The organism is Lacticaseibacillus suihuaensis (assembly GCF_054785075.1).
In genome coordinates, this window is record NZ_BAAGBJ010000001.1 from 210,388 (window position 1) to 228,627 (window position 18,240).

The following is an 18,240-nucleotide window of genomic DNA, read 5'->3' on the forward strand; positions in this document are numbered from 1 at the left end:
CTACGCAAGCTCCTTATCAAAAAATTCCATCTTATTCTTGGACCAGTTCATCACCTTGACCCGTTTACCGGGTTTGGTGATCCAGGTGATGGCCTCTGCATCGTCGTCTTCGTCGAACAAAGAGATTTCCTCATGAACGACTTTTTCTTTTGTTTCGCTTAGTGGAATGATGTATTTCAAGCCATCCATCTGGAAGATGTTGTAACTGATGATCTCGGCAATCTGCTTGAACAACCCTTGGCTGGGTTCCTTATGCCACTTGGCGACAAAATAATCACGATACGTGTACAGGAGGTTCTCCCGAGCGAGCAACAACGAGTCCCCGCTCCATTCGAAACCATAGCTAGTTTGATAAGCTAGTTCGACAAGTCGCTGCCATTCGGCTGCATCGTCTACCTCAGCACTGATTCGCCGCAGTTTTCGATCAACAAAGCCCACGCGGTCTGCAATCGCGACACTGCTACCAGTTTCCATGTCGTAACGCGTTGCCATGTAGGGTGCTTCACCACAAGTGATTTCAAGCCACGTTCGCTGCGTGTATGTTTCCAGATTGTCGTTGGTAAAATTTTGGTCAACGGCATCGTTTTGTTTCTTGACTACCCATGTGGGGGTGAAGACTTCTGCTTTCGATTTCGTCCGTTCCTTTTTCAGTTCTTGCGACTTGAGGGCACGAGGCTTGATGATTTGGCTCATTGTCCCAGTCACTAGACCAGGCAAAATCTGAGCTCTAGCCGCATAGGGTCGCACACCATATTGTAAGTAGCTATCGTTGGCCCAGATAATATTCTTCGGGTGCTTGGGTGTTGACATCGTGCGATCAATCAACAAGATATCTAGAATATCTGGCATCTGTTCGCGGATCATGTTCTCCGAAACGTCAGTCGGCTCATAGTCTTCCTTGGAGCCGGCCGGATTCAACTTTGGTGCCATCATATGGGGAGTCTCCTTTAGCTAACCGACGCGATATTTTCTTTACAATTATAGCACTCTGAACTCGTCAACTCTCTCGTACTAGCGGCGTAACGGCTGGACCTGCTAAAGATATTGTTCAGCAAGACAGTGTGCATATGCCCCGGGTGACTATCTGAATGTACCGACTCCCTATCCAATCAATTTTCGGAGAAAACGTGGGCAAATTCGTGGGCAAAAATCGCGTTTCTTTGCCAAGTATTGCTCAAAACCAACAGATTTTGCCCTGGAGTCTTAGTGCGTTGGGAATCTGACAAGCCGCCTTGATTGTACTCAAAAAGCCCGGATTAACGGGCTTTTCGGCTAATTGCTATTCAGCTTTGTCAGAACTTCCATACCCACCATGAGTCGCATTGCCAATCAGCCTTGGTTCAACCAGTTAATAGTTGACATAATGTGTTCCTTTCGCTGAGTCGTTCAGATAAAGCGGCCGCAACGTGTTCCTAATGCGGCCAGTTACTTGCCACGGCACCGATTGCGCCTGGCAACGCTCATGAAAACAGCGCCGACTCGCGGCGCTGTGCATAATCCCATTATAACGTAGACGCTGCCTAGATGCCAATGCTGCCGAGGACTCAAGGCTTGCCCATCGCCCGTCCTCGAACGCTCGCCCCGCTTCGGCCTGAACCGCTGCCGTCTCGTCTCTTCATTCCCAACTCGACTATCCGGATTCTGCATCGATTGCCGCAACGATCTGTCGGGTCGCGATGCGGTGACGCAATAGTGTGGCCTGAGGCGAGCTAGGCGCGAACTTCGGCTGCAGTCTTGGCAGTTGGCGATGATTGCCGCGTAACCGGTCAACGCGGCGGTTTGACTCGCTTGGGGCGTAGACATTGTTCCGCCTGACACGCGACCAAAATCATGGCCACGCAACGACTGGGGCCTGATGTTTCGACAGGCCGCCACGCCGGGTCGGGGCGGGTATTCGCGACTCGGCGGCCTCGCACCGCCGTCTTACCACGTCCTACCCCCACCACAGTCGGAATCCGGCGCCAACAACCCCGGCCTCAAATTATTGAAAAAAGTCTTCTACCAAGGGCTTCCGCTAGCCGCCGTTATGTAGTAAGATTAGCACGATATATCAATAGGTTTATATGCCTTTTTTAAAATGATAGCCGGCCGGCTACTAAGACAAATAGATTCAAACAGGAGTTGCATATTCGTAACGGACGCCTGTTCGACCTCTAGGAATCTTGTTAATCGGCCGGTTTTTTGTTGCCTAATTTTCATCACTCACACCTACTTGGAGGAAGCAATTATGCCAGAAATCAACCAGAACGGCGAAACCGTCGTTAACGTCAAGAAGAGTCGCAAAGGCTCATGGATCGATAAAGATTTTGCCGCCAGCGTGTTCCTGTTCTTCATCAAGGGCCACATTTCCGTGGACTACCGCGGCGTTCACATCACGGAGCAAAATACCATGCTCGGGGTCATCCCCGCCGGGCAAAACAAGCAGACCATTCCGCTGAACAATATCTCAGGCGCCTCAATCTCCACCGCCTACAAGGCAAGCCGCTTCTTTTGGGGCTTCATCATCGCGCTGGTCGGCCTGTTCACGCTCCCGTCCTCGCCACTGCTCGGCATCATTCTCGCCGTTGTCGGTGCGGTCATGTTTGCCAATGGCATTTTGACCAAGCTGTTCATCGAAAAAAGCGGCACAGCCTACGCCTTGAGCGTTCCGTTCTTCAACAAGGCCGATATCATCGCGGTTCAACAGGTCATCGAGCAGGCGCTTGAGGCCAATGCGGACAAGACCGACAACAGCCTGTACATGAAGCGGCTCAACGACGAGGACATGAGCGACGTGCAGTAGGCGGTCAGGCCAGACGGCAGCGTACCGATGTTCAGATTGGCTCGGCGGCACGTGTTGTTCGTTGGACTGGCCAAGTCCCCGCATCAATCACCTGATCCCATCACGTCTGAGAAAGCGAGAAACTCTATGAAACGCAACAATTGGCGCCGAATCATCGGCGCGATGGCGTGCCTCGGCGTCGCCTTGCTAATGAGCAGTTGTGCAAGCAAGGACAAGACCAGCACTGCGTCAAAATCAAGCAGTAGCACTAAGGCAAGTAGCGTCAAGGCAAAATCACATTCAAAGAAAGCCAAAATGGCGAGTGAAAAACCCAAAAGGCTAACCGCTGAGGAAGAGGCAAAAAAGAAGAAAACAGATGCCATCTTCAAAGGCATTACCCTTTCGATCACAGGAACAGAGAGCCGCCCCATGGCAGACTGGGACAAACAGCAGCTTCTCACTAACATCGCGAACTACCTTTCAACTCAGTACGGCGCTGACCCTGCGACGGTTCTTAAGATCATTAATGTGAAAGCGACGGCACAGGAAATTCCTAACGAAAAAATGACGGAGATGGAGCCCTCTTTCAGAGCGCTGCACTTTCCGGATATGTTTGCTAAGTACTATGACTCAGGCGTCTCTCTGAGCGGCGAACAAAAAGGTGCCTTAGACCAGGTCGCCAACGACCTGGATAATCTAACCGTAGACTCATTGGCGGCTAGCAAACAAGACCTCGGGTATAGCGAGGACGGGTACCAAGTCGACTTAACGGTTACCGACGAAACCGGTTTCGGCGTCAAACTTGAAAAGAGCTTCGACAGCATGCCCAAGGCACAAGAAATTAACGTCAAGTCGCTGCTCAAGGACCATCTCTACGTACACATGACCGGCTGGGAGAACACGCAAGACACGATTAAGGGCGTCTACATCGATCAAGAAACCTCGGCAAAGATTTCCGACCTGATTGGCACAACCGTCAGGCCGGGTGACGTAGACGCGCTGTGGGACGTCAAGCGCGAGAAGCTGGATTTCCGCGCAGGCGATACGGTCACTGTCGACTTCGACTCGCTTGCCCAAAAGTTGGCTGATCTGACACCAGACACGGCCAGCGTCACCTGGTACGGCGATGGTCAGGGGCCTGCCAAGCTGAAGGCTGAATAGGGCCAGCGGTGCTACCGCGAAAGGAGGTCAAGTTTGATGGCGGAACGTCCCTACACGAACCGCGGTGAATACCTCACCTATCAGCGCTTCAAGCATCTTTCGCTCGCTCATCCCGAAGACAAGCTCACCATTTTTGCCAATCTTTTCTTCAATCCAGTCGGCCAAGCAACTGTCCGCCAGGTCGATCACCTCATCACCTCATCACCAGTCACCATGGGGTGTTCATCCTCGAAACCAAGTACTGGGCAGGCACGATCTATCATCAAGTCTGCAATCAGCAGCTCCAGGTTGAATGCGAGAAGTTTTGGCCGCTAATCAAAGATGGGCTGCCACCGGAAATTCGCGTTCTGTCAGGCACCACCCCGTACACAATAGTCGCCCAGCCGAACCGGCCGCTCGCCGCCTGTTACGGATTCGGCAACCCGGCAGAGCAGGTTCGCACGGCCAAAACGCAGCTGCAAGACGTGCTCGGTCAGCATCTCAAAGTGCCGCCATTCGTACATGGATTCGTTGTTTACGCTTATCCACGTGGCGCAACCAACGCCATCATCGACTTAAACCACCGCCTGGACGGCGACAACCAGAATACCGTGGAACCAGAGGGTTTCACCAGCGTTGACGCATTCGCTGCGTTTTATGCCCACCTGCCCGAAGGCGTGATGCAAGACCAACGGCTGACGGCCATCAACGCGTGCATCAAAAATCAGATTATTTCGTAACTCGTCAACATTAAAAGGAGTTTTGCATCATGGAAATGGGTTCTATCGCCGACTGGCTGAACGTTGCGGCCACTACCGGTGCGGCCATCGGCGCCTTCATTTTCGCGGCCCAGGCCAACAAGTCAGCGGAACGTCAGACCAACATCGCCGCCGATCAGGGCGAGATCACCAAGTCTTTGGCCGAGGCCGAGAATAAACCGCTACTTAAATTCATCGTCACTGCCAACCTCGGTGATAACGGGAAAAAGGACGGTTACCGCATCGTCGCCGTCAACCACGGCAAAGCCCCGGCCGTTTTGAGCCTCCCCTTCACATCGAAGGCATCGGCAGGACTCAGCAAGCGGTTGAGCACGCTTCATATCCTCGACTTGCCGCGGGGCAGTCAGGCCCCTGCAGATGGCGTGGTCATCAATTATCGCACCGACTTTGAGGCCGATGGGTCTGACCAAGCGCCGGAGCCTAAAGGCAAGTACCCCATCGGCAGCTTCCAGACCGAATTTTGCAACAGCGTCGTTGTGATGCCCCAAGCGCAGGTGCTAGTGTATGTGGCTGGCAAGGGGCTCGGCCACGTCATCCAGGACCTTTCCAAGCCACTCGCCTTCCACTTCTACGAGGCAATCGAGAACCGGCACTATCTTGAGCGCTTCACGTTCAAAACCGACGAAGGCATCACGCTGCAAGATCAAGGCTTCATTCGCGATTAGTCTCCAGTTGCCTGCAGCGTCCGGCCGAATCGTGCAACGATCAGCTTGACCCGACCGCTCAATATTGAATCCTAATTTGCAAGGACCTCATCAAATCGGTGGTGAGGTCTTTGCTGTTGCTCAGCATCCCGGTCGACGTCTCGCCGCTTGCGCCCTGCGTATGGTATGATTGGTCGCGAAGGGAGGTGGCCGGCCTGGTCAAGAAAAGCAAGCATCAATCCAACGCGAACCGCAAGAAGCAAGAACAGCGGCGGGCCACCGCCAAGACGCGCGTGGCCCTGCAACAGGTTCTCGCTCACGGCCATTTCGTCAAATCACCCAAACCGCGGTAGCCATCGCGCGGCCTCGGACGGGTTTAGCGTGAGCGTCGCGACGATGACTGCCGGCCAAACCGCATCGGTGCAATTGTCCCGGCAAAAGGCGTACAATGAAGGCGACTAAGAAAGGAGCCTTCACATGACCACTCAAGACACGTACCACCAGATTCTCCAGCAGGCCGAACAGTTGGCGCTGGCGACCCAAACCGCAGACGGCAATCCTTCCGTCCGCATGGTCAACTTCCTCTTCGACCAGTCAAGCAATACCGTGTATGTCTGCACCGATCGTCACGCGCAGAAGGTACAGGAGCTCGCAACGCATCCGACCGTCGCCTTCACCACCACCCCGACTGCGGCCGGCACGGTGCGGGTCAAAACTGCAACGGCGACCCTGGTCAACGACCGCAAGCCGGCGCTTTTGGCCGCGATGGACAAGAAGTACGCCAGCTTCAAGATGTTCGATCAGGCCGCTCGCGACAACATGTTTGCATACGCCCTGACTTACCCCGAGGCCGACGTGTTCTTCCGCGGCAACACAACCCTGACGTTCTGATACACTGACAAAAGCCGATGCAAAACAAGCTGCATCGGCTTTTTGCTTAGGCTCGACTGCGCCGCCGCGACGCGTAAGACATGCGACCACTGATCTAACCAGGCGGAAGCCCATTCAAAACGCCCTGCCTGTGAACGGAATCCGTCCCAGTCACAAGCGCTTCCAATTCAGCGGAGCGGATGCTATGCTGTCTAAGTGTGTCAACATCACACAAGGAGGTAACCATGAGCAATTCCTATGACGACCCAACGTTTTTTGACGAATACGCCAAAATGAGCCGCAGCCAGGACGGCCTGAAGGGCGCCGGTGAGTGGCCCGATTTCAAGCGCCTGCTACCACCACTCGCCGGCAAGCGCGTCTTGGACCTGGGCTGCGGCTACGGCTGGCACTGCCGCTACGCCGCGGAACACGGCGCCGCAAGCGTGATTGGCGTCGACAGTTCCGAACGCATGCTGGCCAAGGCCCGAAGCCAAACTGACAACGCACACATCACCTATCTGCAGGCCGACCTCGCATCCTTTGTTCACCCGGCGGCCAGCTTCGATCTTGTGATCAGCTCGCTTGCGCTGCATTACGTCGCTGACCTGACCGGGCTGATGGCGCGGATTGCGACGATGCTTGCCCCTGGCGGCACCGTGTTGTTCACCATCGAACATCCCCTGTTCACCGCCGAGGGCCACGAGCAATGGGTTCAGACCACGGCCGGCGACGCGGTTTGGCCAGTCGACCACTACTTCGACGAGGGGCTTCGCACCACCACGTTCCTGGGACAGCCGGTGCCCAAGTACCACCACACGCTTCAGACCATCATCGGCAGCGTCCTGGCCGCAGGTCTGACGCTGAGTGGCTTAGTGGAACCGCAGGGCAGCGCGGCCGATCGGCGCGAACACGCACCTTGGACCCGGGCCCCGATGATGCTGATTGTCCGAGGCGATAAGCACTGAACTACGTGAAAGCGCCGGGAGCGTGTTGCTCTCGGCGCTTTTGTATGCCGTGATGTTCTAGACTATTGCGTGCTCTGACCTCGCAGTAGCGATCTCATGATTCAGTGAGCTAGAATCAAGGCAAGCACGTAACCCGTTGCCTTCAATTCCGCGGCGACGTTGGCCGCGATTACGTCAACAAGAACGTACCATCCTTTTAGACTAGACCAATTAAAAACAGGCGCCTGTATCAAAAAGCCCCCCGAAGTAAATCGAGGGGCTCATTGATGTTGGAAAAATTAACTAGTCGAGCGGGGTCCCATCGACATCAAGACCGAGCGCTGCCAGCTTGGCAGCGTATTCGGCCGCCATAGCATCGCCGAACATCGTGCCTTTGAACTGCTTGTAGCTGGCAACCAACTTCTGGACGTAGGCCGGATCCGCAGCAGTCGTGGTTGCAGGCTTGGTCGCGCTGGTGTCAGTCGCTGGCTTGGTCGTTGTGGTCGTTGTGGTCGTCGTGGTGCCATCAATCTTGCTCCCATCGACGTTGTAACCCAGTTCTTTCAGCTTGGCGGCCGCCGCGCGAGACTGGGCGGCTTGTGGCCCGAACGTGTCGTTCTTGTAACGGTTGTAGGTATCAACCAACCCTTGAATCGTCGCGTCGGAGACCGCGGTCGGCTTGGTCGTGGTGGTAGTTGTAGGCTTCGTCGCATTGTCACTTGGCTTCGTTGTTGTGGTTGTCGTCCCTGTGGCCGCTGACGTGGTCCCGTCAAGTTTGGTGCCATCGACGTTGTAGCCCAGCTCCTTCAGCTTTGCAGCAGCCTCACGAGATTGCGCCGCCTGAGGTCCGAACGTGTCGTCCTTGTAGCGGTTGTAGGTATCAACCAACGCCTGAATAGTGGCATCTGCCACTGCAGCAGGCTTGGTCGTCGTGTTTCCGGTCGTCGGTTTGCTGGTATCAGTGGTCGGCTTCGTCGTGGTGGTCGTACCAGTCGAAGTGGTGGCGCCGCTGACAAACTGGTTCAAAATTGCGGCAATCGAATCAATTTGTGACTGTGTCAAGTCGATAGACATCGTGTTGTGCATCGTCGCGATATCTTTTTCGAAACTCAGCAGTTGCGCTGCCCATTCTGCAAAGGTGTGGCCCTTAATCTTGGTGGCAGGATCGCCGGTGTAGGCCGGAACAGCGGGCTCATCGCTAGCAACCGTCGTCGGCTCAGTCGTGTCGCTACCAGTCATTGCGCCGGTGGCAGATCCATCGTCCGTGTTCCCGGCGTCGGCATCGGCCGCCTCATGACCGCCTGCAAACGTGAAGCCAAACTTGTAGCCGGCCTCGTAAACCGCGCTGTATTCGTCGGAGGTAGTAAAGGTTTTTGCATCCTTACCTGCCGCGGCATCCGCCTGGCCGGCCGCGATACCGGCCTCTTCGGAAGTCGTGTCGGCGTCCGTCGGCGTAGTGTCGGTTGTGGTATCGGTGTCAGTATCCGTGCCGGTCTCGGTCTCGGTCGACTCGGGGCCCTTGGTGAACTCGTAGCCGAACATGTAAGCCTGCTTGTAGGCGACGCTGTAGCCGTCACCATCGGTGAAGGTCTTCTCGGCCTTACCCGCGTTCTTATCTGCAATTCCATCAGCTTGCCCAGCCTCAGCGGATGTCTTATCGGTCGTGGTTGGGGTCGGCGTGTCAGTCGGCGTGGTGGTGTCCACCGGCGACGTGGTCTCGGCCGGATCGGTTGTGGTGGTTGGCGTTGCGGTCTCGGCGGGGTCGGTTGTCTCAGTCGGCGTGGTTGTCGTCGCCGGGTCGGTGGTTTCGGCACTGCCGTTTACGTTGCTACTAATCATTTCGTAAGCGGTCTTGTAGCCATTTTCAAAGTCCTGTCCATACGCGTCGCTGGTGGTGAAGGTCAAAGCCGGCTTCCCTGCCTTGGCATCTGCCTCACCTGCCGCTGCTCCGGCTTCCAGCGATGTGGTATCTGTGGCGCTAGGCGTGGTCGTCTCGGCAGGCGTCGTATCTGTAGGCGTGGTATCCGCAGACGTCGGATCCGTTTCTGCAGGTTGATCTGCCGATGAGCTTCCGGCAGTTGTCTCGTATCCAAGCATATAGCCACGTACATACGATGCACTCACGGTCTTATCGTTGGACAAGTCTTTCTCAGGTAAGCCAGCTTCAGCATCTGCTTTCCCGGCGTCCAAACCCGCCTGAAGATCTGCCGTCGGATCAACCGCAGCAGTCGTGGTCACAGCAGCCGCCTGTACCGCGGTGCCTTGACCCAGCGCCTGAACCCCGAACAGCGTGGCCGCAGCCAAGCCGGCTGCCAACCACATTTTGTGAGCCTTGTATAACTTTTTGGCGCCATTGTGCATTTTCATTCAAATACTCCCTTTCGTGAGGAAAATAAAAAGCCCAAGCAAATCGATCAGATTTGGTCAGGCAGCTGTCTGGAAAAATCGGTCTCAAGAACGCTGTGTGAAAAAGGCGTTGCTGAGGGTATGGTCAGAGTATCGATCTGGGTGGTCGAACGCGCCACTTGGCATATGCCTGCGACAACCGGATGCAGTCAATCCCCCCCAAAAGGTTGCCTGTATCACTGGTCATCGACGCTTCGACGCACGAGTTATGCTGATAAATGAATCCTCCTGAGTCGCGTTGCGTTAAGATGGTCAGCGAAGCAAACCATCACGTCTAACAAGGATTATATGGCTAACGCTCAGAAACGTCAAAAAAAATTTTATATTCGAAAAAGAAAATACTAATGCCTTATCAAGACGGTGCAGTCCCTTGTTAAATTTCGCCTAGTCGGATTAGGCCGGCTATTCATCAGATACCGACATAACGGATACTTCAACGCAATATTTTGAGTGACAATACCATGTCGTGAAGAATCAACGCTTCCTGCCCAGAAACCACAGTTGATTGTGTACGGGGTAAATAAAGCCGGTACAGGAACTATGCGAGGTCTTCTATTCTGCCATTACTCAGGTGAAATGATTACCACTGCATGCACCGAGGCTACCCGTGCAATCCCCCAAAGGCAAAAGTAATGCGGAACCCCCCGATGCGCGGGGACCACGCGCCGTGATTTCGTCGCGCAGGTGCGTGCTGAGGATCACCCCCGCATGCGCGGGGACCACGCCCCTTGGCGACCTGCTAGCCCTTTGCCGTCAGGATCACCCCCGCATGCGCGGGGACCACGGTCAATGATTGGCTTCATCATCGCTACACTCAGGATCACCCCCGCACGCGCGGGGACCACAGCGGGGTCACCATCCTGCTATATCGCGCCCAGGGATCACCCCCGCACGCGCGGGGGCCACAGCTGAAAGCACTAGGACTGACGGACGAGCAGAGGATCACCCCCGCATGCGCGGGGACCACGGTGTCGTCAGCAACCTTGGCTGCCTCTTCCTGGAATCACCCCCGCATGCGCGGGGACCACTCACTGTGGCGCAGGTGGGCGACCTCTCCGACGGAATCACCCCCGCATGCGCGGGGACCACGTCTTGTACGGCCTGACCGTGTTCGGGACGCTGGAATCACCCCCGCATGCGCGGGGACCACTCGCCATGACCCTTCATCTCTGCCAGTTGCTGGGAATCACCCCCGCATGCGCGGGGACCACTTATTCTATATTTGCGCTCGAAGTATTAGAATAGAATCACCCCCGCATGCGCGGGGACCACCACTTTGCATGGGCCACAAACAGCACCGGGACGGGAATCACCCCCGCATGCGCGGGGACCACGGCGACCAGGTCAACGTTAACACACAACTAGCAGAATCACCCCCGCATGCGCGGGGACCACCGACCAAGGCCATAGCACACAAGAGAGTCGCCGGAATCACCCCCGCATGCGCGGGGACCACGGCAAAATGGACTTCGGGCCGCTGATTAGTCAAGAATCACCCCCGCATGCGCGGGGACCACCGGCAATTCAGGCCGGTACACTGCCGGTCTTCGGAATCACCCCCGCATGCGCGGGGACCACCAGCATCGTGCCGAAAGCCTATGAGCCGCTATAGAATCACCCCCGCATGCGCGGGGACCACACTAAACAAATCCCCCCAAATCGGTTTTGCCAACTCTTTCACTTGAATAATTTCGTCAACTTCAGCGACAAGCCAACTTCCGAAGAATTCGTTCGCCCATACTATTCGTGGCCCCCCTCAACACCCGCTTCGCCTGAGTGAAATCAATCAACCCCACTAGACTAATTGTATCATGCCACCGAAAAAAAGCCGTTCGTTGGTGATCGAACGACTCCATGTGAAGATGAACAAGCAAGTATCACACGCGCTGGCCCAAACGAAAGATCGTGGTCCTGCCACCAAATAGCAATCGGCCCGCCCCATCCCCGGTGCATTTTTCAACCGGGTATTGCGACCTGACTGCGCCCTGGCGTCACCCCCGCGTATGCGGGGAATAAAAACACGCGAAAATAAAAACCGGATCACCCCCGCATGCGCGGGGAGCAGGCAGCTAACTTTAGGATTAACTATCTCAAACTTTCTCCGTTTTTACAATTTTAAACGCCCTGTCTCAATTAATTTTTTGGCTAATGACATGGTGGCCTCAGCATCCGCTAGGGCATCGTGGGGATGTGCGTTCTCAATGCCATACTTGGCAAGCACCGTACCCAGCTTGTAGTTATCAAGAAATTTATCGTGGCGTTTAATCACCGGGGTCAAATCAACGCGCCGGCCGTCAAACGGCGGCATATCAAGCATTCTGCATGCGGCCGCGAGGAACTTGTCGTCGAATGGCAGGTTGTACCCCACAATGGGGCCGTCGCCAACGAAATCACGCAGGTCTGCTAAGGCAGCGCCGAGCGCGACCCCCTCTGCTTTCAGCCTAGGCTCCGTCAGCCCGGTGAGCTGGCGGATCGGTGGCGACAGCGGAATATCCGTTGCAATCAACCGAGAAAAAGCGGTCGTTGTGCCATCAGCACCCAGGCGAACCGCACCAATTGCAATGATTTGGTCTTCCCCCGGCACCAGGCCGGAGGTTTCAAGGTCCAGCGTCACGAAGGCTCCCGCCTTCGCTGCGCTGGCAGGGCCGCGCCGGTTTCGTGCCACACGCATTTTGCCCTGATGAAAATGCGCCGCGTCGCTAAAGCCGGGCTTGACGACGGCTGGTTCCGGAGCCACCAACCGCATCATCAAGGGGACGCCGTCGTAATCAACCACCTGATGGTCGTGGCGGGTGGTCACGAACTGATAGCCCAGCTCGTTGCGGGTGCTGTACACCATCGTTGCTTCGCCGCTGCCGATATCGCGCGTGATCCGGGTCCACAGCTGATCGCGAACGCGAGCGCTGACGCTGCCGACGTACACACCGGTTTGAATCTCCTGATACCAGCGGGTCAACACACCACGCAGTGAAGGCGGCACCTTGGAAAGGGTCACCACAATCATTGGCGATTCCCCCTTGCGTCTTCGAACTCGCGGTACGAGACCCCAAACTTCTGCAAGCCCAGCTTGTCATCCCACAAGTTGACAATGTCGCCTTCGTCAACCGCGTCTTTTTGGCCCAGCAAGGTCTTGAGGTCGGCCACCATGCGCAGCATCAACTTACCGTCGACAAAGGCGTCCCGGACGGCCAGGCGCGTTTTACGGCCGATATCATCCCCCGGTACAAGCGTCGCCACCACCGAGAAGGCAATGGGAATGGTCACTTCGGCCTTGTAGAGGTCGGCAAAGTCGTACACAAAAGAAAGGTCGTGCCCGGTGTGAACGAAGCCGAGCCCGGGTGAGGCGCCCAGGGCCACGATGACGCTGTAGGCCAGGCCATAAAGCGCGGCATGGGCAGCAGTCAGGGCCTGATTGATCGGCGTCCCCGCCTCAAAATCATCCGGATCGTAGGCGCGACCAGACCACGCCACGCCGGTCTTGGCCGACGCGTCGCGATACACCTGCCGGACACGGGCCCCTTCCTTGCCACGCAACGCCACCATGCTGAGCTTGCTGACATCGGTGTCGGGAAAGCGCATCTGGTACATCCGCCGCGCCACGGCCAAGCGCGAGCGCTGATTGGAAACCAGTCGCGCCTGTGCCGCCAACAAAGTGGCGCTGTGGTTCAACGCCCGACCATGTGCGTATTGTCTGACTCCGCGTTCGCCGACCCAGACAACACTGGCGCCGGAGTCCCCGAGTAGTTCCATCGCGCGGTGCGTGACGTCAACGCCGGGACCGAGGAGCAAGACAGCCAGCATCGCGGCGGGAACAGCCACCACACCGCGCCTGTCCGTCACGGTGATGGCGCTGTCTTGGCGGTTGAGCGCAGCGTGTTCGAGGTACAAAAAGCTGATGCGATCGCGTACCCGCCCGAGCTCAGTCAAGTCCGCATTCTTTGCACCAGCGATTTGGTGGCTCATTCGGTGACCTCCGGGATCACCGTCATCAGGCCCATTCCGTAGGCTTTCTCGCGGCCCAGGCCGGTTGTCAGAGTCGTTTTGAACTGCTCGAGATCGGTGACCTCAAGCCGGCCTTCGAATGTCACCCGGCTGATTCGCACCGCGTGACTGCGCTTGTGGCGCATGACGGGGTGGTCACGACCGACGATGTCAAATTGGGGCCCAGTAGTCCCCGCCAAAAGGGCAAAGCCGGCCGCTGCGGCCCGGTCCATCAGCCACTGCCGCTGCTGCGCGACGGTGACGTGCGGGTACACTTTGCCACGTGCCTGGGGAGCGGTGTCGTCTTTGACTGCATGCGATGGATTGGCGGTCAGGCGAAAGCGCAGCTGCTGCCCCTGGTGCAGTCGCGCCAAGAACGGGGCGTAGTTTTTCACCTGAACGCTGCCGGCAACGCCGTAGCGGGCCAGGCCGACCGGGTCGGGCCGCTCGGCGCTCAACACAAGGAGGTACTCGCGCCCCGCCAGCTCGTCCAAGCGCCACAAGTGGCGCGGGCGCTGTCCCGCCGCCACCGCCGCCGGGAAGCTTTGTTCAACCCAATCGTGAAAAGCGCCGAGGTGCGTCAGCGTCTGTAATCGCTGGCGGTCTTGCCAGTCAACTTCTACGCGTGATAAGAACATGTCACTCCTCCTTCAGTGCGGAAAAGGCGTCATGCGCCGTCTCGTTCCCGGGCGCAAGCGGATCGCGCAATGGCACCCGCAACGTCACCTCTTCGCGGAAGGTGAAGCGCCGATCGGCCTGAGCGGCAGAGGTCAAGACGTCCTTCACCAGCCGCGCCCGGCCGGCCGGTACCAGCGTGGCATCCGCGAACAGCTCGGCCTCGATGCCCTGGCGGTGCCGCCGCCGAAACCACGGCGCCGCCTGCCAAGGCAGCCGTTGCAAAACCGCCACCGGATCCGCGTCAGCATGGGTTGCGACCCGCAGCGGCCCCGCCGGCGGATCCGCACGGCGCCCGAGGTAAAGCTGAAACCGGGGCCGCAACAGCGCCAGTTGAAGTGCGTCAATCAATGCGTCGTCCTCACTCCCCACCGCCACCACAAACACGGCGTCTTGCAGGTAATCGCGGTAGGTCACCTTACGCGTGTCCGCTTTCCATTCCACGGTTTGGTAATCAGTGGTGAGAACGCCGGGCTGATCGACGCGCACCGCCAACAGCAGCTGGTTCAGGTCAATCAAGCGTGGGTCGCTGCGGTTGTAGCCCAGCGCCGCGGCCAGTAGCCCGACCACCGCGCTTTTGGTCGGGTGATCGAAGGTCGTGCGGCGCGAGAACGCGGCTTCATTGCCGTACGACTGCAGCGGCGCGGTCAGCTCAAGCGTTAGGGTCTTCATCGGCAGTCACCTGTGACAATTCTTCCGACACTTGGGTCAGCAGTGCGTCGAGGTTGGCCACGCGGGTGCCGACGGTCGTGTCAGTGGTGGCGAGCACGAAGGTCGCAAGCGGGGCTTCAACGAACTGCTGTGCGTCTTGGTAGTCCTTTTCAAGCGCCACCACGGATTTTTCGACGTACCCGTCACGGGTGGTGATCGGCTGCTCGAAGGCCGCCACCAGGTTGACCGGCGTGTCTTGGCGCAGCGTCACCATCACATAGCTCGGGAGGGTTTTGTTGGCGAAGGTGTTTTGCTTGCCGCTTGGCATGGACAGCAGGAAGGCCTTGATGAAGGCCAAAGCACCCTTCGTAGCGGTCGCCGCACCGAGGTTAGCGACCAGCTCGCGGTAGTTCAGGTTGGCGTAGCGGTACAGCGTGGCCGAATTGAACTCAATCGTTCCAAGCATCGCAGCGCCGGCGTTGTCTTCGGGCTGCTCGTCGTCCATGGCGGTGAAGTAGTCGAACTCGGGGATGATTTCGTGCGTCGACAGGGCATGCGCGACCTGGGCCGAGCCTTCGACGTTGAGCTCGGGATTATCCGCCACCATGCGGCCGAACAGCGCGAGGTCCAGCGACTGGTCGCCCGTGAGCACCGCCTTGAGTTCCTTTTTGTCCAGCGTGTCGTGGGTCAAGGCGTAGGTCGCAAGCTTGGCGAGCTGGCCGCGGCTGATCAAAAGCAGCGCCCCAGTTTGAAAATTCTTGTCCAGCTTCACCCCAGCGGCCGTGAACACGGCCGCCGCCAGGTCCTTGGCCTCGTCTTCACCGAACGTCTCTGCCTGCGCCTGGATGGCTTCGGCCAAAAGCCGCGCTGCCTCCTTGGTGCGCGTCCCCTGAAGGGCGGCCGGCAGCGCCTTGAAATCCTCGCGCATCGCGTGCTTCCACGCCTGCGAGGACACGCGAGCCCGAGTGACGCCGCCGTACTGCGCATTTTTGGGTGTACCGGTGTCGTCGCGGTTCAGGTTCGAAGACGGCACGGTTTGGATTACGTGAATATCGAGGTACAGGTTCGCTTGCGTCATGATTAATTCGCTCCTTTGACTTGTTCTGCCGTGTGATAGTAGGCCTGACCCCAGCGCAGCTTGACCCGGCTGGCCTGCTCGAAGCTGATCTGGTAGCTTGCGAGGTCGCCGGCCAGCTGAGCGTAGTCGATGGCTGGAATGACCTTGGTGCCCTTGAGAATCGCCACCAGGTGGGTCAAGCCATCCACCACGCTGGCGAAGTTGCTGGCCCCAAGCACCGCCCGAACGCGCCGGTCCAGCGCTTCCGGGGAGCCGACCGTGATTCGAGCGGCGCCAAGCGCCGCAAACAGCGACACGCCGGTCGGCTCGTCAGCCGCCGCGGTTGTGGCGCCGCGGCCAACCGGCGCGAAGCCGCCGGTCACGCGGCCCTGCTGCACCAAGGCAAACAGGCGCAGCGCGGTGAAAATTGCGGTTTCGCTTCTGGTCGGCTCGCCGGTCCGGCTCAACAGCGCCGCCGGCATCGCACTCAGCATCAGCGGCCACACCGCCTGGGCCCGGGGGCTGGCCAGCGAACTCGCCCCGCGTAGGCTAGCCAAGATGGCCCTGCTGCTGGAACCGCCGGCCGCCAACTGCAACAAGATGGCCGTGGCCGCTTTTTGTGTCGAATCACCCATTCGCGTTCCTCTTTTCTATGTTCAGGTCGCGCCGCACGGTCGCGGCCAAAATGTTGCGGGCAACGAATATGTTCATCACGCCGCGCTCGGTTTCGACACCGCTCAGATCACGCGGGGTCGCCTGTTGCACGAATCCATCGGCGGTGGCCAGCACTAACCGCTGCAGGGTCTGGTACCACTCCCGGATCCGTGCATCCCGGTCGTCTTGATTGGTCAGGCTGGCCAGCCAGTCCTTGAACGGTCCGTTGAGCCTGGCGTAAAACGCCGCCGAGTACTTGGTGCCAAAGGCCGTGCGGTCCAGGTTGCGGATCGTCGCGACGTTGCTGAGAAAGGCCCAGTAATCACGGCCAATCTGCTGAGTGGCGGCGATGGTGTCCTCGATTCGGCCCGGCCAAAAATCGCCATCCGTGCGATCGAACAACACGGCCGCATCAAGCGTCATGTCGTCTGCAATCTCGGCCACCGGCGCCTGCGAGGTCGCGTTGCCGTCGCTGATCAAGGCCACCGAGGCCAACGTCAGGTGGCGCTCCCGTGCCAAAAGCTGCTTGTCTTGAAGCCGCCCCAGCCACTGCACCACGCCTGGTTCGTGCATCGCCACCGCCGAGCTGGTCCGCACGTACTGACCGAAGTTGCGCCACATCGCATACGCCATGTTGCGCTGACCGCGCATGGCCGGGCGGTAAGTCTCGACTGCCGCCTTGTCGTCGCGACGCCAGGTGGTCATTGGCTCGATGAACGCGTTGTCGCTGGCGTACATCGGCAGCCCGGCCGAAAAAATCGTCGGCCGCCCTTGCGCGTCCCACTCGAGGTGCAAAAGCCGGCTCCAGGCGGTGTAAAGCGCCGCGATGTTATCCGGCAAGATTTGCTTAATGCGTTGTGCCACGTAAGCGTTAACGGGCTGTTCCCACACCGGGTGCTCGATGTGATAGGCCTTCCCATCGGTCAACACCAGGTTCAACAGCAGCGTTTCGACCAAGTCCTGCCCCTTGGCAAACACCGGGTTCAGCCGGTACAGCCAGCCGGCCGGGGCGGAGAACTTCTCCGGTGTCTCGATCTTGGATTTGTCGGTCACGCCGGTGAAGTTCTGGTAGGTGATCACCCAGCGAACCAGCTCGGGCAAGGTCAGTGAATCCTTCCCCGCCCCACTTTTGGGCGCAAAAAGGGCCGGTGAGTTCGCGCTTTCGGACACCAGCCGATTGATCTGCTTCAGGGCCACCGTCCCGGTGCCGGTGCGAATCTGCTTTTTGGCCGGGACCAAGGCGTCGTACTGGGCGGCGGTCACCTGGTAAAACGGGGTGTCACCGAAGAAGTCGAACTGGGCCTCGTGCTGCGTCAGGTAATCCAGCGCCGCGCCGAAGTGGCCGGTTTGACGCAGGGTCTGCCAGGTCGCCAGTAAGTCGGCCGCCCAACCGGAGTCGTCTGGATCAACGTCGACAACCGCGCCGGTTGTCGGGCCTAGGTCCAGCCAGTCGTACGGCTGCCCGGTGGCATCCACCCGTGTGTAAACCGTGTGCAGAACCGCCAAAAGCAGCCGCAAGACGGCGAGGTCTTGCGCCGCCGTGTCGCCGGCCAGCCGGGCGTAATCCTGCGGTCGGTCCAACAGCGTCGCCAGGCTGACCGTCTGCACCGTGCCGGTCGCCTTCGTCAGCACCTGAATCCAAGGATCACGCCGCAAATTAAAGGCAAGATGTGCCATT

The 18,240-nt window shown here is 58.2% G+C and carries 16 protein-coding genes and 1 CRISPR repeat array; of the genes, 6 read left to right on the plus strand and 10 right to left on the minus strand.

Annotated features, from left to right (window positions below):
* The gene (locus ACYVRZ_RS00960) at positions 1–933 is read right to left on the minus strand and encodes a restriction endonuclease (protein WP_075760672.1); all 933 of its coding nucleotides are present in this window, start codon (positions 931–933) and stop codon (positions 1–3) included.
* 1,294 nt (positions 934–2,227) lie between these two features.
* Between ACYVRZ_RS00960 and ACYVRZ_RS00965 the strand changes: the two genes are divergently transcribed.
* Both ACYVRZ_RS00965 and ACYVRZ_RS00970 read left to right on the plus strand, forming a co-directional pair.
* Entirely contained in the window at positions 2,228–2,782 is a 555-nt protein-coding gene (locus ACYVRZ_RS00965; protein ID WP_262314610.1) for a hypothetical protein, read from the plus strand.
* A gap of 126 nt (positions 2,783–2,908) precedes the next feature.
* Positions 2,909–3,922 carry a hypothetical protein gene (locus tag ACYVRZ_RS00970; RefSeq protein WP_461224006.1) on the plus strand — a complete coding sequence of 338 codons (1,014 nt, stop codon included), beginning with the start codon at positions 2,909–2,911 and terminating at the stop codon, positions 3,920–3,922.
* Between the two features lie 27 nt (positions 3,923–3,949).
* On the opposite strand, the gene ACYVRZ_RS00975 is transcribed toward ACYVRZ_RS00970, so the two are convergent.
* On the minus strand, positions 3,950–4,111 hold the full coding sequence (locus ACYVRZ_RS00975; protein WP_461224008.1) for a hypothetical protein: 162 nt from the start codon (positions 4,109–4,111) through the stop codon (positions 3,950–3,952).
* A gap of 11 nt (positions 4,112–4,122) precedes the next feature.
* Between ACYVRZ_RS00975 and ACYVRZ_RS00980 the strand changes: the two genes are divergently transcribed.
* The 4 genes from ACYVRZ_RS00980 (at position 4,123) to ACYVRZ_RS00995 (ending at position 7,159) form a co-directional block, all read left to right on the plus strand.
* Positions 4,123–4,641 (plus strand): hypothetical protein, encoded by a 519-nt coding sequence (locus ACYVRZ_RS00980; RefSeq protein WP_461224532.1) that lies wholly within the window; start codon positions 4,123–4,125, stop codon positions 4,639–4,641.
* Positions 4,642–4,670: 29 nt separating this feature from the next.
* Positions 4,671–5,345, plus strand: coding sequence for a hypothetical protein (locus ACYVRZ_RS00985; protein ID WP_461224010.1), 675 nt, complete (start codon positions 4,671–4,673; stop codon positions 5,343–5,345).
* A gap of 456 nt (positions 5,346–5,801) precedes the next feature.
* Positions 5,802–6,215, plus strand: coding sequence for a pyridoxamine 5'-phosphate oxidase family protein (locus tag ACYVRZ_RS00990; RefSeq protein WP_461224012.1), 414 nt, complete (start codon positions 5,802–5,804; stop codon positions 6,213–6,215).
* Between the two features lie 224 nt (positions 6,216–6,439).
* A complete protein-coding gene (locus tag ACYVRZ_RS00995; protein WP_461224014.1) occupies positions 6,440–7,159 on the plus strand; it encodes a class I SAM-dependent methyltransferase in 720 nt (239 codons plus the stop codon).
* A 282-nt stretch (positions 7,160–7,441) separates the two neighbouring features.
* Here the strand turns inward: ACYVRZ_RS00995 and ACYVRZ_RS01000 are convergent, their stop codons facing one another.
* The 8 genes from ACYVRZ_RS01000 to ACYVRZ_RS01035 form a co-directional block, all read right to left on the minus strand.
* On the minus strand, positions 7,442–9,505 hold the full coding sequence (locus ACYVRZ_RS01000; protein ID WP_461224016.1) for a hypothetical protein: 2,064 nt from the start codon (positions 9,503–9,505) through the stop codon (positions 7,442–7,444).
* Positions 9,506–10,239: 734 nt separating this feature from the next.
* A CRISPR array of direct repeats spans positions 10,240–11,183; the repeat unit is 28 nt; unit sequence GAATCACCCCCGCATGCGCGGGGACCAC.
* Positions 11,184–11,651: 468 nt separating this feature from the next.
* Positions 11,652–12,548, minus strand: coding sequence for a type I-E CRISPR-associated endoribonuclease Cas2e (gene cas2e, locus ACYVRZ_RS01005; RefSeq protein WP_461224018.1), 897 nt, complete (start codon positions 12,546–12,548; stop codon positions 11,652–11,654).
* Complete coding sequence (gene cas1e / locus ACYVRZ_RS01010) at positions 12,545–13,507, minus strand: type I-E CRISPR-associated endonuclease Cas1e (protein WP_461224020.1); 963 nt, start codon at positions 13,505–13,507, stop codon at positions 12,545–12,547. The genes cas2e and cas1e overlap by 4 nt, the downstream gene beginning before the upstream one ends.
* Positions 13,504–14,163, minus strand: a complete 660-nt coding sequence (gene cas6e, locus ACYVRZ_RS01015) for a type I-E CRISPR-associated protein Cas6/Cse3/CasE (RefSeq protein WP_461224022.1) — start codon at positions 14,161–14,163, stop codon at positions 13,504–13,506. Before cas6e ends, cas1e begins: the two co-directional genes overlap by 4 nt.
* Position 14,164: 1 nt before the next feature.
* Entirely contained in the window at positions 14,165–14,872 is a 708-nt protein-coding gene (gene cas5e / locus ACYVRZ_RS01020) for a type I-E CRISPR-associated protein Cas5/CasD (RefSeq protein WP_461224024.1), read from the minus strand.
* Entirely contained in the window at positions 14,853–15,929 is a 1,077-nt protein-coding gene (gene cas7e / locus ACYVRZ_RS01025) for a type I-E CRISPR-associated protein Cas7/Cse4/CasC (protein WP_461224026.1), read from the minus strand. The genes cas5e and cas7e overlap by 20 nt, the downstream gene beginning before the upstream one ends.
* A gap of 2 nt (positions 15,930–15,931) precedes the next feature.
* Positions 15,932–16,543 (minus strand): type I-E CRISPR-associated protein Cse2/CasB, encoded by a 612-nt coding sequence (gene casB, locus ACYVRZ_RS01030; protein ID WP_461224028.1) that lies wholly within the window; start codon positions 16,541–16,543, stop codon positions 15,932–15,934.
* The gene (locus tag ACYVRZ_RS01035; RefSeq protein WP_461224030.1) at positions 16,536–18,239 is read right to left on the minus strand and encodes a type I-E CRISPR-associated protein Cse1/CasA; all 1,704 of its coding nucleotides are present in this window, start codon (positions 18,237–18,239) and stop codon (positions 16,536–16,538) included. The genes casB and ACYVRZ_RS01035 overlap by 8 nt, the downstream gene beginning before the upstream one ends.
* Position 18,240 lies beyond the last annotated feature (1 nt).

Bases quoted from the DNA above. Each gene is read 5' to 3' on its own strand.
- ACYVRZ_RS01035 (WP_461224030.1), bottom strand. From the start codon at position 18,239: ATGGCACATCTTGCCTTTAATTTGCGGCGTGATCCTTGGATTCAGGTG.
- cas6e (WP_461224022.1), bottom strand. From the start codon at position 14,163: ATGTTCTTATCACGCGTAGAAGTTGACTGGCAAGACCGCCAGCGATTA.
- cas2e (WP_461224018.1), bottom strand. From the start codon at position 12,548: ATGATTGTGGTGACCCTTTCCAAGGTGCCGCCTTCACTGCGTGGTGTG.
- cas5e (WP_461224024.1), bottom strand. From the start codon at position 14,872: ATGAAGACCCTAACGCTTGAGCTGACCGCGCCGCTGCAGTCGTACGGC.
- ACYVRZ_RS01000 (WP_461224016.1), bottom strand. From the start codon at position 9,505: ATGAAAATGCACAATGGCGCCAAAAAGTTATACAAGGCTCACAAAATG.
- ACYVRZ_RS00960 (WP_075760672.1), bottom strand. From the start codon at position 933: ATGATGGCACCAAAGTTGAATCCGGCCGGCTCCAAGGAAGACTATGAG.
- ACYVRZ_RS00995 (WP_461224014.1), top strand. From the start codon at position 6,440: ATGAGCAATTCCTATGACGACCCAACGTTTTTTGACGAATACGCCAAA.
- cas1e (WP_461224020.1), bottom strand. From the start codon at position 13,507: ATGAGCCACCAAATCGCTGGTGCAAAGAATGCGGACTTGACTGAGCTC.
- casB (WP_461224028.1), bottom strand. From the start codon at position 16,543: ATGGGTGATTCGACACAAAAAGCGGCCACGGCCATCTTGTTGCAGTTG.
- ACYVRZ_RS00970 (WP_461224006.1), top strand. From the start codon at position 2,909: ATGAAACGCAACAATTGGCGCCGAATCATCGGCGCGATGGCGTGCCTC.
- ACYVRZ_RS00965 (WP_262314610.1), top strand. From the start codon at position 2,228: ATGCCAGAAATCAACCAGAACGGCGAAACCGTCGTTAACGTCAAGAAG.
- cas7e (WP_461224026.1), bottom strand. From the start codon at position 15,929: ATGACGCAAGCGAACCTGTACCTCGATATTCACGTAATCCAAACCGTG.
- ACYVRZ_RS00990 (WP_461224012.1), top strand. From the start codon at position 5,802: ATGACCACTCAAGACACGTACCACCAGATTCTCCAGCAGGCCGAACAG.
- ACYVRZ_RS00985 (WP_461224010.1), top strand. From the start codon at position 4,671: ATGGAAATGGGTTCTATCGCCGACTGGCTGAACGTTGCGGCCACTACC.